This is a genomic window from Enterobacter sp. QK-SA4 (genome assembly GCF_056856775.1).
On the sequence record NZ_JBXFXH010000007.1, the window covers coordinates 379,272 to 397,986 of the forward strand.

The 18,715-nt window shown below is 57.5% G+C and carries 17 protein-coding genes; 6 read left to right on the forward strand and 11 right to left on the reverse strand.

What is annotated here, in order from left to right; all coding sequences use genetic code 11:
• Positions 1 to 78: 78 nt before the first annotated feature.
• From AC1VYI_RS03245 to nirB, 4 genes are all read right to left on the reverse strand, one after another.
• On the reverse strand, positions 79 to 249 hold the full coding sequence (locus tag AC1VYI_RS03245; protein WP_008503029.1) for a YhfL family protein: 171 nt from the start codon (positions 247 to 249) through the stop codon (positions 79 to 81).
• A 143-nt stretch (positions 250 to 392) separates the two neighbouring features.
• Complete coding sequence (gene cysG / locus AC1VYI_RS03250) at positions 393 to 1,766, reverse strand: siroheme synthase CysG (RefSeq protein WP_045357620.1); 1,374 nt, start codon at positions 1,764 to 1,766, stop codon at positions 393 to 395.
• Between the two features lie 135 nt (positions 1,767 to 1,901).
• Positions 1,902 to 2,228, reverse strand: a complete 327-nt coding sequence (nirD, locus tag AC1VYI_RS03255) for a nitrite reductase small subunit NirD (RefSeq protein ID WP_023309475.1) — start codon at positions 2,226 to 2,228, stop codon at positions 1,902 to 1,904.
• Complete coding sequence (nirB, locus tag AC1VYI_RS03260; protein WP_134867070.1) at positions 2,225 to 4,768, reverse strand: nitrite reductase large subunit NirB; 2,544 nt, start codon at positions 4,766 to 4,768, stop codon at positions 2,225 to 2,227. Before nirB ends, nirD begins: the two co-directional genes overlap by 4 nt.
• Before the next feature lie 239 nt (positions 4,769 to 5,007).
• Here nirB and AC1VYI_RS03265 point away from each other — a divergent pair, with 239 nt between their 5' ends.
• Entirely contained in the window at positions 5,008 to 6,324 is a 1,317-nt protein-coding gene (locus AC1VYI_RS03265; protein ID WP_134867071.1) for a cytosine deaminase, read from the forward strand.
• A 3-nt stretch (positions 6,325 to 6,327) separates the two neighbouring features.
• On the opposite strand, the gene tsgA is transcribed toward AC1VYI_RS03265, so the two are convergent.
• A complete protein-coding gene (tsgA, locus tag AC1VYI_RS03270) occupies positions 6,328 to 7,512 on the reverse strand; it encodes an MFS transporter TsgA (protein WP_045357612.1) in 1,185 nt (394 codons plus the stop codon).
• A 279-nt stretch (positions 7,513 to 7,791) separates the two neighbouring features.
• Between tsgA and ppiA the strand changes: the two genes are divergently transcribed.
• The 4 genes from ppiA to argD all read left to right on the forward strand — a co-directional run bounded on the left by ppiA (position 7,792) and on the right by argD (position 10,957).
• A complete protein-coding gene (gene ppiA, locus AC1VYI_RS03275) occupies positions 7,792 to 8,364 on the forward strand; it encodes a peptidylprolyl isomerase A (protein ID WP_023309471.1) in 573 nt (190 codons plus the stop codon).
• Positions 8,365 to 8,470: 106 nt separating this feature from the next.
• Positions 8,471 to 9,055 (forward strand): putative adenosine monophosphate-protein transferase Fic, encoded by a 585-nt coding sequence (locus AC1VYI_RS03280; protein WP_023309470.1) that lies wholly within the window; start codon positions 8,471 to 8,473, stop codon positions 9,053 to 9,055.
• A gap of 30 nt (positions 9,056 to 9,085) precedes the next feature.
• Complete coding sequence (gene pabA, locus AC1VYI_RS03285) at positions 9,086 to 9,649, forward strand: aminodeoxychorismate synthase component 2 (protein ID WP_134867072.1); 564 nt, start codon at positions 9,086 to 9,088, stop codon at positions 9,647 to 9,649.
• An 87-nt stretch (positions 9,650 to 9,736) separates the two neighbouring features.
• The gene (gene argD / locus AC1VYI_RS03290; RefSeq protein WP_213751857.1) at positions 9,737 to 10,957 is read left to right on the forward strand and encodes a bifunctional acetylornithine/succinyldiaminopimelate transaminase; all 1,221 of its coding nucleotides are present in this window, start codon (positions 9,737 to 9,739) and stop codon (positions 10,955 to 10,957) included.
• Here the strand turns inward: argD and AC1VYI_RS03295 are convergent.
• Together AC1VYI_RS03295 and crp are read right to left on the reverse strand one after the other, a co-directional pair.
• Positions 10,954 to 13,041, reverse strand: a complete 2,088-nt coding sequence (locus AC1VYI_RS03295; protein ID WP_039263093.1) for a YccS/YhfK family putative transporter — start codon at positions 13,039 to 13,041, stop codon at positions 10,954 to 10,956. The two genes, argD and AC1VYI_RS03295, sit on opposite strands and share 4 nt — an antisense overlap.
• A gap of 57 nt (positions 13,042 to 13,098) precedes the next feature.
• Positions 13,099 to 13,731, reverse strand: coding sequence for a cAMP-activated global transcriptional regulator CRP (crp, locus tag AC1VYI_RS03300; RefSeq protein ID WP_000242758.1), 633 nt, complete (start codon positions 13,729 to 13,731; stop codon positions 13,099 to 13,101).
• 311 nt (positions 13,732 to 14,042) lie between these two features.
• Between crp and AC1VYI_RS03305 the strand changes: the two genes are divergently transcribed.
• On the forward strand, positions 14,043 to 14,447 hold the full coding sequence (locus AC1VYI_RS03305; RefSeq protein ID WP_023309466.1) for an OsmC family protein: 405 nt from the start codon (positions 14,043 to 14,045) through the stop codon (positions 14,445 to 14,447).
• 66 nt (positions 14,448 to 14,513) lie between these two features.
• On the opposite strand, the gene AC1VYI_RS03310 is transcribed toward AC1VYI_RS03305, so the two are convergent.
• From AC1VYI_RS03310 to AC1VYI_RS03325, 4 genes are all read right to left on the reverse strand, one after another.
• Positions 14,514 to 15,383 carry a phosphoribulokinase gene (locus AC1VYI_RS03310; protein WP_023309465.1) on the reverse strand — a complete coding sequence of 290 codons (870 nt, stop codon included), beginning with the start codon at positions 15,381 to 15,383 and terminating at the stop codon, positions 14,514 to 14,516.
• 30 nt (positions 15,384 to 15,413) lie between these two features.
• The gene (locus AC1VYI_RS03315) at positions 15,414 to 15,632 is read right to left on the reverse strand and encodes a YheU family protein (protein ID WP_008503016.1); all 219 of its coding nucleotides are present in this window, start codon (positions 15,630 to 15,632) and stop codon (positions 15,414 to 15,416) included.
• Positions 15,629 to 16,651: a hydrolase gene (locus AC1VYI_RS03320; RefSeq protein WP_134867073.1), complete on the reverse strand. Its 1,023-nt coding sequence runs from the start codon at positions 16,649 to 16,651 to the stop codon at positions 15,629 to 15,631. Before AC1VYI_RS03320 ends, AC1VYI_RS03315 begins: the two co-directional genes overlap by 4 nt.
• Before the next feature lie 112 nt (positions 16,652 to 16,763).
• The gene (locus AC1VYI_RS03325; RefSeq protein ID WP_134867074.1) at positions 16,764 to 18,668 is read right to left on the reverse strand and encodes an ABC transporter ATP-binding protein; all 1,905 of its coding nucleotides are present in this window, start codon (positions 18,666 to 18,668) and stop codon (positions 16,764 to 16,766) included.
• Positions 18,669 to 18,715: the final 47 nt, after the last annotated feature.

The window sequence follows — 18,715 nt, forward strand, 5'->3', positions numbered from 1 at the left end:
TCAGGGTGAAGGCATCAGACCGCACTTCCCTAAACTAAAAAACCGGGAAATCCCGGTTTTTTTACGCCTGAAAATCGCTTACTGCTGCGCCGCCGGGCCGCAACCGCCGATGATCTTCGAAATGGAGATCGCCGGGTGCAGCAGGTAATCGTAGCTGCAGTTATTTTTGGTGTTCTGTACATGACCGGTGCAGGCAGTCAGAGTCGATAACAGGCCAACCAGAACGGCGGCTTTTGCCAGTTTGAACATACGCATTCCTTGTCTTAAAAACGAAAGTTGGATGTAACTCAAGGGAATAAAAGGAGAAATTCCACTTCAGGGCGGTATGTTATCGACAGCGGTAAGAGGGGAGTAGTCCGCATAAGGACTACTCCGCAAAGGAAGAATATGCGTTAGTGATTTGAGAACCAGTTCAGCTTCTCGCGCAGCTCAACCACGCGACCCACCACAATCAGCGCCGGGCTTTCGACCTGCTGCGCCAGTTCACCGAGCTGCGTCAGTACGCCATCCACCACGCGTTGCTTGATGGACGTACCGTTTTCCACCAGCGCAACCGGCATATCAGCCTCCATGCCGTGCTCCAGCAGCTTCGCCTGAATCGTAGCGGCCTGGTTTAGCCCCATGTAGAAGACCAGCGTCTGCTTTTCCGCGGCCAGGTTATGCCAGTCCAGCTCGCAGCCGGTTTTCAGATGGCCCGTTACCAGACGCACGCTCTGGGCATAGTCGCGGTGGGTCAGCGGAATGCCAGAGTAAGCTGAGCAGCCGGATGCCGCCGTAATGCCCGGCACCACGGAGAACGGAATGCCCGCGTCACACAGGGTTTCCAGCTCCTCGCCGCCGCGACCAAAGATAAAAGGATCGCCACCCTTAAGGCGCACCACGCGCTTACCTTTCTGCGCCTCGCGCAGCAGGATCTGGTTAATCTCCTCCTGCGGCACGCAGTGATAGCCCGCCCGTTTGCCCACGAAGACGCGGTCGGCATCGCGGCGTACCAGGTTCATGATGTCATCGGAGACCAGGCGATCGTAAACCACGGTATCGGCCTGCTGGATCTGCTGTAGCCCTTTCAGCGTCAGCAAGCCTGCATCGCCGGGGCCTGCGCCCACCAGCACCACTTCGCCGCGATGGTCCAGCGGCTCGCTCAGCAGCTGTTCGGTCGTCTCTTCAACGGCTTTGGTGTCCTGATTCGCCAGCGACTGCGCCAGCCTGTCGTTCACAAAGAATTTTTCCCAGAAGCGACGGCGCTCGCCAACGGTCGAGAAGGTTTGCTTCACGCGGGAGCGGAGCTGCCCGGCGTAATGGGCAATCTGACCAAGGTGCTGCGGCAGCACGGCCTCCAGCTTTTCCCGCAGCAGGCGGGCGAGAACCGGCGAGCGTCCGCCGGACGATACCGCAATCATCAGCGGCGAGCGGTCGATAATCGACGGCATGATAAAGCTGGCCTCTTTCGGCGCATCCACCACGTTGCAGAAGATTCGGCGCACTTCGCAGGCGTCGCTGACGCGCTGGTTCACTTCATCATCATCCGTCGCGGCAATCGTCAGCCAGCAGGTATCGAGCAGAGATTCATTAAACTCACCCTGTTCCAGCGTGAGCATCCCTTCCTGGGCCCAGACCTCAAACTGTGGGGCGAAGGTGAGGGCGTTGACGGTGAGCCGGGCGCCAGCCTCTAACAGCAGGCGCGCTTTGCGTTCAGCCACGTCGCCGCCGCCCACGAGCAGGCAGTCGCGGTTGCGTAATTGACAGAAAATCGGCAGGTGATCCACGACGTTACCTCGCAGCTTTCATGGAGGGGGTAAGAATTGACGTCAGGATAACAGCAGGAATCGTACAAAACATACGGTTTTTCCTGCCGTTACCCATAAGGGGTCATAAGCTTTTCGTATTGAAAAGGCGGAGGATTAGCCTTTCAGCTGCACCTTGCCGTCCTTCACGCGGACATCATAGTGCTTCACTGAATGACTCTCATCTTCCATGCAGTATCCGTCGCTTAAGCGGAAACGCTGCTTTTTCAGCGGGCTGGCGACCCACAGTTCGCCCTGATGCTCGGCAATCAGTCCGCGGGAGAGCACGCTGGCCTCGAAGAACGGGTCGATATTGCTGATGGCAAAAACCTGTTCATCGTGGCGAGGGCGGAAAATCGCAACCTGCTCGCTTCCCAGCAGCGCGCATACGCCGGTGGCCGGGATGATGTCGTTAATATCGCAAATGTTTATCCACTGGCTCATGCGTTTTCCTCCACCAGCGTGACCGGAATTCGTTCATACGGTGTCGCCGGACGATGCTGTTCACGCTCCGGCACAACCTGTACGTTCGGGTCGCGCTGGGCGCTGTTGATGAAGTGTTTGAAGCGCGTCTGCGCCGCCGGGGTGTTGACGGTTTCAGTCCACTCGCAGATCACCGCCTCGCGCAGGCGCGCCATCTCCGCTTCCAGATGTTCGTTCAGACCCAGCTTGTCGTCGATGATCACCGATTTCAGGTAATCGATGCCGCCTTCCAGATTATCGAGCCAGGAAGCGGTACGGGTCAGCTTATCGGCGGTGCGGATATAGAACATCATGAAGCGGTCGAGATACTGAATCAGCGTGTCGCGATCGAGATCCGCCGCCAGCAGGTCCGCATGGCGTGGCTTCATCCCGCCGTTGCCGCAGACGTACAGGTTCCAGCCTTTCTCGGTGGCGATGATACCCACGTCTTTACCCTGCGCTTCCGCACATTCGCGGGTACAGCCGGAGACGCCAAACTTCATTTTGTGCGGGGTGCGGATGCCTTTGTAGCGGTTTTCCAGCTCCACGCCGAAGCCCACGCTGTCGCCCACGCCGTAGCGGCACCAGGTGCTGCCCACGCAGGTTTTCGCCATGCGCAGCGCTTTGGCATACGCGTGACCGGTTTCGAAGCCGGCTTCAATCAGCTGACGCCAGATTTCCGGCAGATCGTCTTTCTGCGCGCCAAACAGGCCGATACGCTGGGAGCCGGTGATTTTTGTGTACAGGTTAAATTCACGCGCAATACGGCCCACGGCCACCAGCCCTTCCGGCGTGATTTCGCCCCCAGCGGAACGCGGGATCACGGAGTAGGTACCGTCTTTCTGGATGTTCGCCAGGAAGTTATCGTTGGTGTCCTGCAGCGGCGTATGCTCGGGCTTGAGCACGTACTCGTTCCAGCAGGAGGCCAGCAGGGAGCCGACGGTCGGTTTACACACTTCGCAGCCGTAGCCCTGACCGTGCTTCGCCAGCAGCTCGTCAAAGGACTTAATGCCCTCCACGCGGATCAGGTGGTACAGCTCCTGGCGAGAATATGCGAAGTGCTCGCACAGGTTGTTGTTCACTTCGATGCCCTGTTTTGCCAGCTCGGCGTTCAGCACCTGAGTGACCAGCGGAATACAGCCGCCGCAGCCGGTACCGGCTTTGGTTTCCGCTTTCAGCGCCGCCACGGTGTGGCAACCTTTGTTGATGGCGGAGATCAGCATGCCTTTGGTGACGTCGAAGCAGGAGCAAATTTGCGCGCTGTCCGGCAGTTTATCCACGCCGATAGACGGCTTGCCGCTGGACGCGTGCGCCGGGAGGATCAGCGCGTCCGGGTTTTCCGGCAGCTCTATGGCGTTCAGCACCAGCTGCAGCAGGTTGCCGAAGTCGCTGGTGTCGCCCACCAGCACTGCACCGAGCAGAGTTTTGTTGTCCTGGCTAACGATGAGGCGTTTGTAGACTTCTTTGCTTTCGTCGAGATAGACATAGCTGCGGGAATTCGGGGTGCGGCCATGCGCATCGCCAATGCCTCCCACGTCCACGCCCAGCAGCTTCAGCTTGGCGCTCATGTCTGCACCGGTAAACGCGTTTTCGCTGCCGAGGATATGGTCCACGGCGACCTGCGCCATTTTGTAGCCCGGCGCCACCAGACCGTAGACGCGGTTATTCCAGCTGGCGCATTCGCCAATCGCGTAGATATCCGGATCGGAGGTCTGGCAGGTGTCGTTGATCATGATCCCGCCGCGCTGCGCCACGGCCAGACCGCACTGGGTCGCCAGCTTGTCGCGCGGACGAATACCGGTGGAGAAGACGATGAAGTCCACTTCCAGCTCGCTGCCGTCGGCAAAGCGCATGGTTTTACGCGCTTCAGTCCCTTCCTGAACGATCTCTTTGGTGTTCTTGCTGGTGTGAACCTTCACGCCCATGCTTTCGATTTTACGACGCAGCTGGTCACCGCCCATGTGGTCGAGCTGTTCGGCCATCAGCATCGGGGCAAATTCGATGACGTGGGTTTCAACGCCGAGGTTCTTCAGCGCGCCTGCCGCTTCCAGACCCAGCAGACCGCCGCCGACTACTGCGCCGCGACGGCTGCGACGGGCGCAGGATTCGATGGCGTTGAGGTCTTCAATGGTACGGTAGACGAAGCAATCCTGAGTTTCCGAGCCTTTGATCGGCGGGATCCACGGATAGGAGCCCGTCGCCATGATCAGCTTGTCGTAAAAAACCGTACGCCCGGCGCTGGAGTGGATCACTTTTTCCTGACGATTGATGGTGATAGCGCGTTCGCCCACCAGCACTTTTACGCCATGCTTCTCGTAGAAACCTTCGCGCACCAGAGAGAGCTCTTCGGCGGTATGATGGGAGAAGTAGGAAGACAGGTGCACACGGTCGTACGCCTTGCGGGGTTCTTCACAGAACACGGTAATATCGAACTGCTCAGCATCGGCCTTATCGAGAAGATCCTCAATAAAGCGGTGGCCGACCATGCCGTTACCGATGATAGCGAGTCTGACTTTGCTCATTATTGCCTCGATTTCTTTTCTATTATTGCCTACCTTAACGATTCAGCAGGGGCGCTTATTGATGCAAATCAAATACGTCTTCGCCTACTCCTTAGGTGGTATATGACTGATTTGTCAGGATTTTTATAAGTAGCGGAAATCGCAGGCTTTTCGCGCTCGTTGAATTTGTGTACAAATCAGGGGCAGTTTTGCCAAAATCGATACGCCTGAATATCAGCGGCATTTTTTAGGGGAAGGGTATGTCTACAGCACCGTTATGGCTTGTTCAGAATGTTCGTTTACCGGGTCAGGAAGGGCTGTGGCAGCTCGCCATTGAGAACGGGCGATTTGGTGACATCACCCCGATGGACGACACCCACGCCGAAAGTTATGAAGTATTGAACGCGCGCGGCGGGCTTGCGATCCCGCCGTTCATTGAGCCGCATATCCATCTTGATACGACCCAGACCGCGGGTGAGCCGAACTGGAACCAGTCCGGCACGCTGTTTGAGGGCATTGAGCGCTGGGCGGAGCGCAAGGCGTTACTCAGCCATGAGGATGTTAAAGCGCGCGCCTGGAAAACGCTGAAGTGGCAAATTGCCAACGGCATCCAGTTTGTCCGCACCCATGTGGATGTCTCTGACCCGACGCTCACCGCCCTGAAGGCGATGCTGGAGGTGAAGCAGGAGGTTGCCCCGTGGGTAACGCTGCAAATCGTCGCGTTCCCGCAGGAAGGTATCCTCTCTTACCCGAACGGCGCGGCGCTGCTGGAAGAGGCGTTAAAGCTGGGCGCCGACGTGGTGGGGGCGATCCCACACTTCGAGTTCACCCGCGAGTATGGCGTGCAGTCGCTGCATATCGCTTTTGAACTGGCGAAGAAGTATGACCGTCCGCTGGATATCCACTGCGATGAAATCGACGACGAGCAGTCGCGGTTTGTCGAGACGGTGGCAGCGCTGGCCTATGAGGCCGGTATCGGCCCGCGCGTGACGGCCAGCCACACCACCGCCATGCACTCCTACAACGGCGCTTACACCTCGCGGCTGTTCCGTCTGCTGAAAATGTCGGGAATTAACTTCGTCGCTAACCCGCTGGTCAATATTCACCTGCAGGGGCGCTTTGATGACTATCCGAAGCGCCGCGGCATCACCCGGGTGAAAGAGCTACAGGAAGCGGGCATTAACGTCTGCTTCGGTCATGACGACGTCTTCGACCCGTGGTACCCGCTCGGCATCGGCAACATGCTGCAGGTGCTGCATATGGGGCTGCACGTCTGTCAGATGATGGGCTATCCGCAAATCGACAGCGGCCTGAATCTCATCACCCATAACAGCGCCCGGACCTTCGGCCTGAGCGATTACGGCATTAAGACAGGTAACCCGGCGAACCTGATTATTCTGCCTGCCGAGAGCGGGTTTGAAGCTGTGCGCTGTCAGGTGCCGGTGCGCTGGTCGATTCGTCAGGGACGGGTGATCGCCACGACGCAGCTGGCGCAGACGTGGATCCAGACGGACGTCGGGGGAGAAGAGGTAAGCTTTGCCAGAAACAGCCCCTCTGCCGAGCGCAAAGGGGCGTAGGGGTTAGTGAGACGCTGCTGCCGCGTTGTGCTGGCGGTGGCGGGTCACGAAGCCCAGGATGAAGCACATGATGAACACCACGGCATACAGACCGTTGGCGGTGTGCAGCGCCGCCAGCGGGCCGCTGTGGGCCACGATCGGGCCAGTGACCACGAAGGTCAGCATGGTGCCGATGGTGCCGCAGGTCAGGACGAAGTTAACCAGCTTCGGCGAGGCCACTTTGGTCTGCAGAGAGCCCAGGGTGATGATCGAGGTATAAATGGCGCTGGAGAAGAAGCCCAGGGTCAGAATGAACCACGGCATATGCTCCGGTGAACCGTTGATGAACAGGTACATCAGCACGGTCGCCAGCCCGGCCAGCACGGTCAGAATGCGCTGCAGGTCGAAGAAGCGCAGGATGAAGCTAAACGCCCACATGCCGAACATGTAAGACATCCAGAAATCGCTCACCAGTTTACCCGCGTCGTTCAGGCTCATGCCCAGACCTTTGGCGTACTCCGGTACCCAGGAGATAAAGCCCAGCTGGCCCAGGATGTAGCACAGGGCGGCAACGGAGAGGAACAGCACGCCGATGCCCCATTTTTCTTTCGCAACGGGCTCGGCGGTGGTTTGCGCTTTCTTGCCCAGCACCGGGAACTCGCAGCCGAAGGTCAGAATAAAGATCGCCACGTAGACCAGGCCGATGCAGGCATAGACCCAGTACCACTCGATGCTGCGCGCCAGCAGAACGGCCGCGACCATCGGGAAAATCATTCCGGCCATGCTGAAGAAGGAGTCGGTAAACAGCAGACGCGCGCCGCGCTGGCGGCCTTCATACATGTGGGTAATGAGGAACGTACCGATCGACATGGTGATCCCGCTCACCAGACCGAGCACGAACATGGCGGCGGAGAACAGGGCGATGCTGTGGCTCAGCATCAGGCCCGCCACGGCGGCGACCATCAGCACAAAGCCAAAGCGCAGCTGGGTTTTCAGCGGGACGATTTCCATCAGCCAGGCATTCAGGAAGATAGAGATCAGGATCCCCGCGTTGAGGAAGGTGAAGGTGTTACTCATGCTGGAAACGGGCAGCTGGAAGTAGTCTGCGATATTCCCCATCACCATCCCGGTGACGATCACCAACGCGCCGGTCAGAGCGTAGGAGAAGAAGCTGATCCATGTGAGCTTGATGCGATTGCTGTTAGTCATGTCTGGCCTGTTCAGAAAAAGAAAAGCGCCCAGGAGGGCGCTGAGAGCGGGCAGATTTTAGACATTAAAGTGATCTATTCATATCTTTTAAGAGAAATTAGAACTTCATTGCATGTTTTTGTGTGATCTCGATCACACAAAATGGCGCCAAAGCCAACCGTTTGCGCGGTTACAACTGTTTCAATTTCGTAAAATTAGGTAAAAGGCTGGTCTCCGTTCATACTGCTCTTTAGAATCAAGCCATTCGCTTTTTATACTGCGCTTTGTTAAGGAATTCTCATGCTCAAATCAACACTGGCGGCTGTCGCAGCTGTGTTTGCTCTTTCTGCCGTTTCCCCTGCTGCGCTGGCAGCCAAAGGGGACCCTCACGTTCTGCTGACCACCTCCGCCGGGAACATTGAGCTGGAACTGAATAGCCAGAAAGCTCCGGTTTCTGTGAAAAACTTCCTCGACTACGTGAACAGTGGTTTCTATAACAACACCACCTTCCACCGCGTGATCCCAGGCTTTATGGTGCAGGGCGGCGGCTTCAACGAGCAGATGCAGCAGAAACAGCCTAACCCGCCAATCAAAAACGAAGCGGACAACGGCCTGCTGAACAAACGCGGTACCATCTCCATGGCGCGTACCGCAGACAAAGACAGCGCGACCAGCCAGTTCTTCCTCAACGTGGCGGATAACGCCTTCCTCGACCACGGCCAGCGCGACTTCGGCTATGCGGTGTTCGGTAAAATTGTGAAAGGAATGGACGTGGCCGACAAGATTTCTCAGGTGCCTACTCACGACGTCGGTCCGTATCAGAATGTGCCGTCAAAACCGGTGGTTATCCTCTCCGCAAAAGTTCTGCCGTAATTCTTCTGAACGCGGGCTTCTCCTGCCCGCATTCTGTAACCCTCCCTGCGAAAGCGCGTTTTGCTGCTTATACTTGTGGCAAACGGACTATTCAGGGAGGCGTTAAGTGAAAAAGCTCACCGACAAGCAAAAATCCCGTCTCTGGGAACAGCAGCGTAACGTCAATTTACAGGCCAGTTGTCTCCTTGAAAAAGGTAATGGTCCCTCAGAGCCCCATATTGAGACGCTGGAGCTTGGGCCTTCCGCGCCCGGGTTGCCCCATCTGTGCCTTATTCATCGTCATTTGTACCGCAGCGAGATGAAGCGGGCAGGTGAGTTCCGCACTGACGATATTTTTAAGGGTGACATTCCTTTCTGCCATTTCGAATACATCGAGAAGATGGGTAACGAGCTGATGGCGGCGCTGGAAAGCGAAAAGTATCTCGTGGGTCTTGAGAAAGCGGCGTTTGTTGACCGGGTTAGCCACTATTACTGCGAAATCAACATGCTGCATCCGTTTATGCGCGGCAACGGTATTGCCCAACGCGTTTTCTTCGAGCAGCTGGCGCTCCACGCGGGCTACTCGCTGGACTGGCGCGATATCGATCCCGACCAGTGGGTGGCGGCTAACCGAAGCGGCGCAACGGGAGATTTAACCGCGCTAAACGCTATCTTTGCCAAAGTAGTGAGCGAAGCGCGGGAATCTGAGTAGAATAGGGCGGCATTTTTTTCGGGAGCCGCCATGATTCTGCTGATTGATAACTACGATTCCTTCACCTGGAACCTTTACCAGTATTTTTGTGAACTGGGTGCAGAGGTGGTTGTCCGCCGTAACGACGAGGTCGGACTGGCCGATATCGGGACGCTGGCTCCGCAGAAAATCGTGATTTCTCCTGGGCCGTGTACGCCGTCGGAATCGGGTATTTCTCTGGATGCTATCCAGTACTATGCCGGCAAGCTGCCGATCCTGGGCGTCTGTCTGGGCCATCAGGCGATTGCCCAGGCGTTTGGTGCCACCATCGTGCGCGCCGAGAAAGTGATGCACGGTAAAACCTCTCCGGTCACCCACGCCGGCACCGGGGTATTCACGGGGCTCAATAATCCGCTAACCGTGACGCGCTACCATTCCCTGGTGATTGACCCGTCGACCCTGCCCGACTGCTTTGAGGTGACCGCCTGGAGCGATACGCAGGAGATCATGGGGATTCGCCACCGCGAATGGGACCTCGAAGGCGTGCAGTTCCACCCGGAAAGCATCCTCAGCGAGCAGGGGCACGCGCTGCTGGCAAATTTCCTCAATCGCTGAATATCTGTTGCCTTGCTGTGATTTTTTATGCATATTTTGTGATTATATTTTCACAATAACTGTGACATAAAAATGGATGGTCATGACATGGCAACTGAACAACCAGCAATTACCCGCGCGACATTTGATGAAGTGATCCTGCCGATTTATGCACCGGCTGAGTTTATCCCGGTGAAGGGAAAGGGCAGCCGCATATGGGATCAGCAGGGTAAAGAGTATGTGGATTTCGCGGGCGGTATTGCGGTCACGGCGCTGGGTCATTGCCATCCCGCGCTGGTTGAGGCGCTGAAAACCCAGGGCGAAACCCTGTGGCACACCAGCAACGTGTTCACCAACGAACCGGCGCTGCGCCTGGGCCGCAAGATCATTGATGCGACCTTTGCCGAGCGCGTGCTGTTTATGAACTCCGGCACCGAAGCCAACGAAACCGCTTTTAAGCTGGCGCGCTACTACGCAACAACGCGCCACAGCCCGTACAAAACCAAAATCATCGCCTTCCACAATGCCTTCCATGGACGCTCCTTCTTTACCGTCTCCGTTGGCGGCCAGCCAAAGTATTCTGACGGGTTTGGCCCGAAGCCGGCCGATATTGTCCACGTGCCGTTTAACGATCTGCATGCCGTGAAAGCGGTCATGGACGATCACACCTGCGCGGTAGTCGTTGAGCCGATCCAGGGTGAAGGCGGCGTGACGGCGGCAACTCCGGAATTCCTGAAAGGGCTGCGCGAGCTGTGCGACGAACATAAGGCGCTGCTGGTCTTTGATGAAGTGCAGTGCGGGATGGGGCGTACCGGCGATCTGTTCGCGTATATGCACTACGGCGTTACGCCGGACATCCTGACCAGCGCCAAAGCGCTCGGCGGTGGTTTCCCGGTGAGTGCGGTACTGACGACGCAGGAGATCGCCTCCGCGTTCCACGTCGGCTCTCACGGCTCTACCTACGGCGGTAACCCGCTGGCGACCGCCGTGGCGGGCGCTGCATTCGACATTATCAACACGCCGGAGGTGTTGAACGCCGTGAGCGCGAAGCGCGAGCTGTTCGTAAAACACCTGCAAAAGATTGATGAGCAGTACGATGTGTTCAGCGAAATCCGCGGGATGGGGCTGTTGATTGGCGCCGAGCTGAAGCCGCAGTACAAAGGTCGCGCGCGCGACTTCCTGCACGCCGCCGCGCACGAAGGAGTGATGGTGCTCAATGCCGGGCCGGACGTGATGCGCTTTGCGCCGTCGCTGGTGGTAGAAGACAAAGACATCGAAGAGGGGTTAACCCGCTTTGCCTCGGCGGTCGCGAAGATCGTTAAAGGCTAATACTCGGTTCGCTTTAACCGACGCGTTAACCAAATGCCGTGATGCGGACGCTGACGCCATGCCACCGACGAAATGGTGTGCATGGTGTTCAGATGTCCCAGAACGCGCTGCAAATGCTGCTCCAGCGTGCTCATTGGCCCGTGGGTTAACGTCTCCGGCGCTTCCAGAATGTTTGAGTCGCCCGACTCGCCCGGCGCGTCATACTCCAGACGTTGCTGACACCTCTGCAACGCAATTTCACACGACTGCAAATAGCGCTGCGCCAGATCCGGCGTCAGCATCGTGTGCTCGCGCGCCAGCGTGGTCATGGCGTTAATGTGCTCGACGATAAACTGGCTGTGCGTCACCCAGAGCTTCATGTCTGCCAGATAGTGCGAGTTAAAGCCCGGCTCCTGCATCGCCTGGTTGAGCGAGTTAAACAGGGCGTTGTGCGCCTGGTTGACCTTCATCCGCTGATAGGCCAGCGGGGAGGGCTGCGGGTCGTCGCTCAGGATCAGGCGAATAGCCTGCTGGTCGGCTTCCAGCGCGTCGTGGGCGTTCTGCCTCAGCAGCCCGCTCTGCCACTGCGGCCACAGCCAGACCATTCCGCCAAAGGCAATCAGGCAGCCGATCAGGGTATCAATCAGCCTGGCGACAATAAACTGTTCGCCATTGAGCGTGAGCAGCTGCAGGGTATATACCGCCGTCACCGTAAAGCCCACCATCGCCCAGCCGTAATTTTTTCGGATAATCAGGTAGCTCACCAGCGTGATCGCCAGCATGCCTGCCAGGGTATAGCCTTCCGGCACGTGGAAGTGCAGCGTCACGCCCGCAATGATCAGCCCGGCCATCGTTCCGCCAGCCCGGTGCAGAATACGCACACGCGTGGCGCCGTAGCCGTTCTGGGTGACAAACAGCACGGTCATTAAGATCCAGTACGGTTTCGGCAGGTGCAGCGCCATGCCCATCAGGCTGGCGGTACTGAGCATCACGCTAATCCTGGCGGCGTTGCGCAGGGCGGACGATTTAAGAGAAAGATAGCTTTTGAGCGCGGGCAATAACGGAAGCCGTTTTTGCTTATCCGCCATCAGGTCGCGGGGATAAAGCGGGCGCTGCGTGCGCAACACGCGGGCGATGCGGCTGAAGTGCCAGGCGGCAAACTGGCCGACCGGGTTATCGGGATGCTGGCGGGCGATTTTCTCCAGCGCGCCCAGCTGTTTTTCCATGTTAAAGCGCGTCGGGTAGCGGTGGTAGAGAATATCATCGGCCAGCACGCGCAGACGTGCGGACACGGTTTGTGCGTTCCAGCGGATCACCGCTTCGGCGTGGCTGCGCTCGACCAGCTTTTGCACCTCCTGCGGGTGATGAAGGCTTACGGAGATGTGCTCCTGCAGATCCAGCCCGACCTGGAAGGTGCGCAGCAGCCGTTTGTATTCGTGGTTCTTGTTGGCGGCGAGCATATGCAGCTGCTGATAGCACTGGCTTATCAGGTCCACCACCTTCTGCTGGCGCGTCAGCAGCGGCGGTAAGGATTTTTCCGGGTCGGTATGCTGGGTGAGCAGGGTATATTTGGCTTCGCAGTAATCCGCAAGCTGCACATAGAGCAGGCTCAGGGATTCACGCAGCGGCTGTTCGCGCCACAGCCAGAACCAAAACCAGTTAAACAGCCCGTACCACAATGTCCCCAGGGCGTAGATCAGCAGCGGCTCCCACACCGGCATGTTCCCGGCGAGGCTCAGCGTGAAAATGGCCGCAATCAGCGAGGCGGGAAGCAGGCGGGCGTGCAGCGAACTGATTTCCGCCGTGACGCCGAGCGTCATCGCCAGCACGGTCAGGATCAGCGGCAGCGGGATATCCCGGGCAAGCAGAAGCTGCACGGCGAGGCTACAGCCGGCAAACAGGCAGCCACCGATAATCAGGCGTTTGAAAAAGCGCTTATGCGGCGTGTCCAGACCGGCGATGTTGCAGCAGGCGGGCACGAGGGAAAACAGCAGGCCTTGCTGAAGATGTCCGAGGATCAGGCCTATGGCCACAGGAAGACACAACACCAGCGTTTGCCGCAGTGCGTAGTTAACTTCCGGGTGATAGATCAGCCTGCGCCACATGGGGAGTAGAGACAAAAACGGCGTGACACCCTGCGGTGACACGCCGTTTGAGCGGAATTAACGCGTTCCGTAGACCACGATGGTTTTACCGTGGGCGGAGATCAGGTTTTGATCTTCCAGCATTTTCAGGATACGGCCCACTGTTTCACGGGAGCAACCGACGATCTGACCAATTTCCTGACGGGTAATTTTAATTTGCATGCCGTCCGGGTGGGTCATAGCGTCTGGCTGTTTCGCCAGGTTCAACAGGGTTTGTGCGATACGGCCGGTAACGTCCAGGAAGGCGAGGTTACCCACTTTCTCTGACGTGACCTGCAGACGGCGCGCCATCTGGGAAGAAAGACGCATCAGGATGTCAGGGTTAACCTGAATCAGCTGACGGAACTTCTTGTAAGAAATTTCAGCCACTTCACATGCTGTCTTTGCACGAACCCAGGCGCTACGTTCCTGGCCCTCTTCAAACAGGCCCAGTTCACCGATGAAATCGCCCTGGTTCAGATAAGAAAGGATCATCTCTTTCCCTTCTTCATCTTTGATCAGCACTGCCACCGAGCCTTTAACGATGTAATACAACGTTTCCGCTTTTTCACCCTGGTGAATCAGCGTGCTCTTCGATGGGTACTTATGAATGTGGCAATGAGACAAGAACCATTCGAGAGTCGGGTCTGTTTGCGGTTTGCCAAGCACCATGCGCTGTTATCCTCTGTTATAAGCTGTCACCAGAGTCATCAGATGCATCCGGACTCTGGGGTTGCAATCGAATTCTTACCCATACCCTGGGAAGTCGGCTACCGTAACGTTTCGCAGCCAGTAAAGTTTGATGTCCTCTGCATACACGTGTAACGTCAATGTATTACTGTAGCATCCTGAGTGTTTTAGCATAGCTTTCGCCGCGTGTCTCCTGGTGTCTCGCTTCAGCATGATGCAGGTCGCCTTCCATTGCGAGAAATGTAACGCACGCGTAATCTGTCACCAAAAATGCAACGTTGGAGTTAATGAATATGCAAGCGCGCGTGAAATGGGTTGAAGGTTTAACGTTCCTGGGCGAGTCCGCGTCAGGACACCAGATTTTGATGGACGGTAACTCCGGCGATAAAGCGCCAAGCCCAATGGAAATGGTGCTGATGGCGGCAGGGGGTTGCAGCGCCATTGACGTGGTGTCGATTCTGCAAAAAGGTCGTCATGACGTGACGGATTGTGAGGTTAAACTCACATCAGAGCGTCGCGATGAGGCGCCACGCCTGTTCACCCATATTAACCTGCACTTTGTGGTCACCGGTAAAGAACTGAAAGACGCGGCGGTCTCACGTGCGGTGGACCTGTCTGCGGAGAAGTACTGCTCTGTGGCGTTAATGCTGGAGAAAGCGGTAAAAATCACGCATTCGTATGAAGTGATCGAGGCGTGATTGATGGGGCATCGTGCGTGTTGATGCCCTCACCCTAACCCTCTCCCACTGGGAGAGGGAACATGCTCACGCGATCTGCTTCCCTTCCATCAGTCGCTCCACCAGCGGCGTCATGATGAGCTCCATCGCCAGCCCCATTTTCCCGCCCGGCACCACTAACGTATTCATGTGCGAAATAAACGAGCCCTGCAGCATTGCCAGCAGCCACGGGTAATCAATGCCTTCGAGATTGCGGAAATGGATCACCACAAAACTCTCATCCAGCGACGGGATGCTTTTGGCCGCGAACGGGTTGGAGGTGTCCACCGTCGGCACGCGCTGGAAGTTGATATGGGTGCGGGAGAACTGCGGCGTCAGGAAGTTAATGTAATCCTCCATGGAGCGCACCACCGAGTCCATCACCGCTTCGCGAGAATGGCCACGCTCGCTCATGTCACGCGTCAGCTTCTGGATCCACTCCAGGTTTACGATAGGAACCACGCCGACCAGCAGATCCACGTGGCGCGCCACGTCGTGTTGAGGGGTGACCACGCCGCCGTGCAATCCTTCGTAAAACAGGACGTCGGTGGGTTCCGGCAGCGGCTGCCAGGGGGTAAAGGTGCCCGGCACCTGATTCCAGGGTACGGCTTCATCATAGGTGTGCAGATACTTGCGGGACTGCCCTTTGCCGCTCTTGCCGTACTCTATAAAGGTTTGTTCCAGCAGGCCGAAGTCATTGGCTTCCGGGCCGAAGTAGCTGATGTGTTTACCCGAATCGCGCGCCTTACGAATGGCCATGTCCATCTCCGGACGCGTGTAGCGGTGAAAGCTGTCGCCTTCGACCTCCGCCGCACGGAGATTCAGCTGGGCGAAAATCTTGCGAAATGCGAGGCTGGTGGTGGTGGTTCCCGCACCACTCGACCCCGTAACGGCAATAACCGGATGTCTGGCAGACATAGCAACTCCCTGACTGAAAAGGGTGGAAGATCAGCCGTGAAACGCGTTGCGGGGCATGATATTGACCGTCTCATGCAGTTCTGACCACACCAGCACCACGTCGCCGCTTTTCAGCTGGCGCTTAACATCGTTGACCTTTTGCTCAAGCGAGCGTTCCTGTTCACCATAATCGGTGCCTTCGCGTAATACAAAGCTTTCAATCAGATTATCGAGCGTTTCGGGAGCCAGATCCTGCCAGGGAATAATCATTTTGCACCGTCCAGATAAGGGGTCAGCCAGTCAGGAATACGCGCCTCAAGCCACATTTTCGGGCGGCGCAGCGTGCCGCCGATAAACCCGACGTGGCCGCCATGCTCGGTCAACTGATAGTGAACGTTGTCGGGCAGGAATTCCTGAGCGGGGATCGAGTGATGATCCATAAACGGGTCATCTTTGGCATGAATAATCAACGTTGGCTGCGTGATCTTGCTGAGCAGCGGCATGGCGCTGCACTGACGATAATAGTCAATCGCATCGGCGAAGCCGTGGATTTTCGCGGTGATCAGGTCGTCGAATTCGCGAATGCGGCGCACCTTTTTCAGCTGGCGCAGGCTGACCGGCAGGGTATCCGGGTAGGCCTTCAGCTTACGCGCCGCGTTGGCCTTCAAAAGGTTGAGCAGGTAGCGCTGATAGACGCGGGAAAAGCCCTTATCCATGTGGTAGCTGCACTGCTCGAGCATAAACGGCGCGGAGACAATGACGGCGGCATCCAGCGGGACGCTTTCACCCTCTTTGGCCAGCAGACAGGCCAGCATGTTGCCGCCCAGCGAGTAGCCCACGGCGGCCGTTGGCTCGGTGCCATAATTTTCCCGCAGCCAGTGTAAAAACCACGTCCCGTCTTCGGTTTCACCCGAGTGATAAATGCGTTTCTGACGATTCGGTTCGCCGCTGCAGCCGCGAAAATGCATCACCACGCCGAGCCAGCCGCGCGCTTTTGCCGCCTCAATTAGCCCATGCGCATACGGGCTGTGCAGGCTGCCTTCCAGACCGTGGAAAACCACCAGACGCGGCTTATGGCGAGCCTGTTCCGGCGCTTCGCTCCAGGCGAGATCCAGAAAGTCACCGTCTGGCAGGTCAAGCCGTTGCCAGTGCGGGGTGAACTGAACCTTGCGGCGGATCAGTCGCGGCAGCATGGTCTGCAAATGGGGATTGGCCACGCCGCGCATAGGCACGAACTCAGTGCTGTCTTCGGCCGCAATGTCGAAGTCTGATGGAATGATTTGGGTCATAAGCGCGATGCTGATTCTTGTCGGAAATTTACGATACTTTCCGAATTGTACCCCGTTTAAGCTGGATTTCCGAACCCGGTACGGATTCTGTTCTTCAAACGGGGTAAACAGGTCAGTCAGCCTGCAGCATCGCTTCCAGCTGTTCCTGCGCGTCGAGCCACGCCATCTCGCACTCTTCGAGACTGGATTTGGTCTTCGCCTGGGTTTGCAGGCAGTCGGTCAGCTCAGCCTTGCGGCTCTGGTCATACAGGCCGCTATCGCCGAGCTTCTCTTCAACGATAGCCAGCGTGGCGTTGAGTTTTTCCATCTCTTTTTCGAGACGGGTAATCTCTTTACGCAGCGGCTGCGTCTGGGTGCGAAGCTCCGCTTCACGACGCTTCTGGTCTTTACGCGCCTGCGCGCTGTTGGCGTTGTCTTTCGCTGACTCTTCCGGCTGGTTTTCCTGCTTCTGCACGTCCGTCAGCCACTGCTGGTAGTCTTCCAGATCGCCGTCGAACGGTTCAACTTTGCCGCCGTGCACTAAATAGAGATCGTCCGTGGTGGAGCGGATCAGGTGACGATCGTGCGAAACCACCACCAGCGCGCCTTCGAACTCAATCAGCGCTTCGGTCAGCGCCTGGCGCATGTCGAGATCCAGGTGGTTGGTCGGTTCATCGAGCAGCAGCAGGTTCGGGCGCTGCCAGACGATCAGCGCCAGCACCAGGCGGGCCTTTTCGCCGCCGGAGAAGCGCTCGGTGTTTTCAGTTACCTTATCGCCCTTGAAGCCAAAGCCGCCGAGATAGTCGCGCAGCTTCTGCTCCATCTCCTGCGGCGCCAGACGCGCGAGGTGCTGAATCGGCGATTCATCCGCGCGTAAAAATTCCAGCTGATGCTGGGCGAAGTAACCCAGCTTGATGCCCTTCGCGAGGCCGATTTCGCCGCTGACCGGGTTAAGCTCGCCCGCCAGCAGTTTGATCAGCGTCGATTTACCGGCGCCGTTACGCCCCAGCAGGCCAATGCGTGAACCCGGCACCAGGTTGAGCTTGATGGAATCGAGAATAATGCGGTCGGCATAGCCCGCGCTGACTTTCTCCATCTTCAGCAGTGGGTTAGGCAGGCTTTCCGGCTCGCGGAAGCTGAAGTGGAACGGGTTATCCACGTGCGCCGGGGCGATCATCTCCATACGTTCCAGCATCTTGATGCGGCTCTGGGCCTGCTTGGCTTTTGAGGCTTTGGCCTTGAAGCGATCCACGAAGCTCTGCAGGTGCGCCACGCGCTGCTGCTGGCTTTCGTACATGGACTGCTGCTGGGCGAGACGCGTCGCGCGCTGGCGCTCGAAGGAGCTGTAGTTGCCGGTGTACTCGAACATCGTTTGCTGTTCGATATGAATGATTTTATCCACTACCGGGTCAAGGAAGTCGCGGTCGTGGGAGATCAGAATCAGAGTGCCCTGATAGCTCTTGAGCCACTTCTCCAGCCAAATAACCGCATCGAGATCGAGGTGGTTGGTCGGTTCGTCAAGCAACAGCAGGTCAGAGCGGCAGATCAGCGCCTGCGCCAGGTTGAGGCGCATACGCCAGCCGCCGGAGAAGTCGCTGACCGGGCGTTCCAGCTGTTCGTTGCTGAAGCCCAGGCCGTGCAGCAGGCTGGAGGCGCGGGAGCGAATGGTCCACGCGTCGATGGCGTCCAGCTTGCCGTGAACGGTGGCGATGGCGTGGCCGTCGTTGCGCTCGTTAGCAGCATGAAGTTCCGCTTCGAGCTTGCGGTATTCACGGTCGCCGTCGATAACATAGTCGAGTGCCGGTTCGCTCAGCGCCGGCGTCTCCTGGTTTACCCAGGCGAGCTGCCAGTTCCCCGGGAAGGTAAAGTTACCGCCATCCGCGCTAATCTCGTTTTTCAGCAGCGCCAGCAGGGTGGATTTACCGCAGCCGTTTTTGCCGACCAGACCCACTTTTTGGCCCGGGTTGATGGTAGCAGTGGCGTTATCCAGCAGGACGCGCACGCCGCGACGAATTTGTAACGAGGAGAAAACAATCATAGAAGCGCCGTATGTTCCGACTATGTTAATTTGTCATTATGATAATG